The 2,581-nt window shown below is 71.5% G+C and carries 2 protein-coding genes and 1 pseudogene; all 3 read left to right on the forward strand.

Features of this window, described 5'->3' with window-relative positions:
• A pseudogene (locus AB0G02_RS34895) lies at nucleotides 1-824 on the forward strand (DNA ligase); the annotation flags it as partial.
• The gene (ligD, locus tag AB0G02_RS34900) at nucleotides 814-1,719 is read left to right on the forward strand and encodes a non-homologous end-joining DNA ligase (protein WP_360803108.1); all 906 of its coding nucleotides are present in this window, start codon (nucleotides 814-816) and stop codon (nucleotides 1,717-1,719) included. The pseudogene AB0G02_RS34895 and the gene ligD, both read left to right, overlap by 11 nt.
• 202 nt (nucleotides 1,720-1,921) lie before the next feature.
• Nucleotides 1,922-2,314, forward strand: a complete 393-nt coding sequence (locus AB0G02_RS34905) for a GrpB family protein (protein ID WP_360803111.1) — start codon at nucleotides 1,922-1,924, stop codon at nucleotides 2,312-2,314.
• The last annotated feature ends 267 nt before the right edge of the window (nucleotides 2,315-2,581 follow it).

Genomic DNA, 2,581 nt, shown 5'->3' on the forward strand with positions numbered 1-2,581 from the left:
GCCGGTTGGGCAACGACGTGACGGGGACGGACCCGGAGTTGCAGGGGTTGGGTGCGCAGCTGGGTGCGACGCAGGTGTTGTTGGACGGGGAGATCGTGGCGTTGGAGGGTGGGCGGCCGACTTTCGGTGCGTTGCAGCAGCGGATGCACGCGTCGGCGGCGCAGGCGCGGCGGTTGGCGGGTCGGGTGCCGGTGACGTTCCTGGTGTTCGACGTGCTGCACCTGGACGGCTCCCCCACTGTGGAGTTGCCGTATGCGCGGCGTCGTGAGCTGTTGGAGGGGCTGGGGATCAGGGGTGCGCACTGGTTGACGCCGCCGGTGTTCCCGGGTGAGGGGGCGGCGGTGGTGGCGGCGAGCCGTGAGCAGGGGTTGGAGGGGGTGGTGGCGAAGCGGCTGGATTCGCGGTACGTGCCGGGTCAGCGGTCGCCGCAGTGGGTGAAGGTGACGGCGGTGGCGACGCAGGAGGTGGTGGTCGGGGGGTGGCGGCCGGGTGCGGGCAAGCGTGGGGGTTGGGTGGGTGTGTGTTTGTGGGCACCCCGGTCGGGGGTGGGGGGTTGGGTGTTCGGGGGGTGGGTGGGGACGGGGTTCGACCGGGCGGAGTTGGAGCGGTTGACGGCGCGGTTGTCGGTGTTGGGGGTGGAGCGGTCGCCGTTCGTGTCGGAGGTGCCGCGGGAGCGGGCTCGGGGTGCGCGGTGGGTGCGTCCGGAGTTGGTGGGTGAGGTGGCGTTCCGGCAGTGGACGGCGGACGGTCGGTTGCGGTTCCCGACGTGGCGGGGGTTGCGGCCGGACCGGGTGCCCGGGGAGGTGCGGCGGGGTGGCGTCTGACGCGGTGGTGCAGGTGCAGGGGCGTCGGTTGAAGCTGACGAACCTGGACAAGGTGCTGTACCCGGAGGTGGGGTTCACCAAGGCGGAGGTGCTGGACTACTACACGCGGATCGCGCCGGTGTTGTTGCCGCACGTGGCGGGTCGGCCGATGACGTTGCGGCGGTACCCGAACGGGGTGGACGGGAAGTCGTTCTTCGAGAAGAACGCGCCGTCGCACGCGCCGGAGTGGGTGCGCACGGTGCGGGTGGGGACGCCGGGGTCGTCGCGGGGTGCGGAGTACGCGGACTTCGTGGTGGTGGAGGACTTGGCGACGTTGGTGTGGTTGGCGAACCTGGCGGCGTTGGAGTTGCACGTGCCGCAGTGGTCGGTGGGTGCGCGGGGTGCGCGGCACTCCCCCGACCTGGTGGTGTTCGACCTGGATCCGGGTGAGCCGGCGACGGTGGTGGAGTGCTGCCGGGTGGCGTGCCGGGTGCGGGAGGTGTTGGAGGCCGACGGGTTGTCGCCGGTGGTGAAGACGAGCGGGTCGAAGGGGTTGCAGGTGTACGCGGCGGTGTCGGTGTCGTCGCCGGAGCGGACGTCGGAGTACGCGAGGGGTGTGGCGCAGCGGTTGGCGGGTGAGTCGCCGGACGAGGTGGTGTGGCGGATGGCGAAGGCGCAGCGCACGGGGAAGGTGTTGATCGACTGGTCGCAGAACAACCCGGCGAAGACGACGGTGGCGCCGTACTCGTTGCGGGCGCGGGCGCGGCCGTCGGTGTCGACGCCGGTGACGTGGGAGGAGGTGGAGTCGTGCCGGGAGGTGGAGGACCTGGTGTTCCTGGCCGACGAGGTGCGGGAGCGGGTGGGGTCGGTGGGCGACCTGTTCGGGGTGGGAAAGGCGGTGCGGTTGTCGCGGTAGGCGTCGTATCCTGGCCGACTGCCTGTCGGAGGGATGATCATGAGGCGTGAGGCGAGTTCGCACGAGGAGATCCGGGCGGCTTGGGTGCAGGAGCCGCCGAGGTTGGACTCGACGGTGCACCTGGCCGAGTACGACCCGGCGTGGCCGGGGTTGTACGAGCGGGAGGCCGCGCGGGCGGTCGTTGCTGGGGGCGCAGGTGTTGGTGTTGGAGCACGTGGGGTCGACGTCGGTGCCGGGGTTGGCGGCGAAGCCGATCGTGGACATGCTGCTGGTGGTGCCGGATCCGGCGGAGGAGTCGCGGTACGTGGCGCCGTTGGAGGCGGCGGGGTACCGGTTGGTGATCCGGGAGCCGGAGTGGCACGAGCACCGGGCGTTGAAGGGGCCGGACACGAACATCAACCTGCACGTGCACCCGCCGTCGAGTCCGGAGATCGCGCGGATGCTGGCGTTCCGGGACCGGTTGCGGTCCGATGAGGCGGATCGGGTGTTGTACGAGCGGACGAAGCGGGAGTTGGCGGCGCGGACCTGGACCTACATCCAGGAGTACGCGGATGCGAAGAGCGCGGTGGTGGACGACATCATGAGCCGCGCCTGACGCCCTTCCCCCTGTTCCGCTCCCCCGTGTCCGGCTTCTCCCTGTCCGACTCCCCTGGGTCCGACTCCCCCGCGTCCCGCTCCCCTGGGTCCGGTCGACGCGTCCGCTGACGCCGCTGTCCCCGGGTGTCCGGTCGGTGTGCCGCCGTGTGCCCGGTGGGGTGTGGCGGGCGGGTGGAATCCGGTCGGGTGTGGCGGGTGGGTGCGGGAGGATGCGCGGGTGCGGTTCGGGGTGTTGGGTCCGATGTCGGTGCGGCGTGCGGACGGG

This window comes from Actinosynnema sp. NPDC023658 (assembly GCF_040639995.1).
Classification (GTDB): domain Bacteria; phylum Actinomycetota; class Actinomycetes; order Mycobacteriales; family Pseudonocardiaceae; genus Actinosynnema.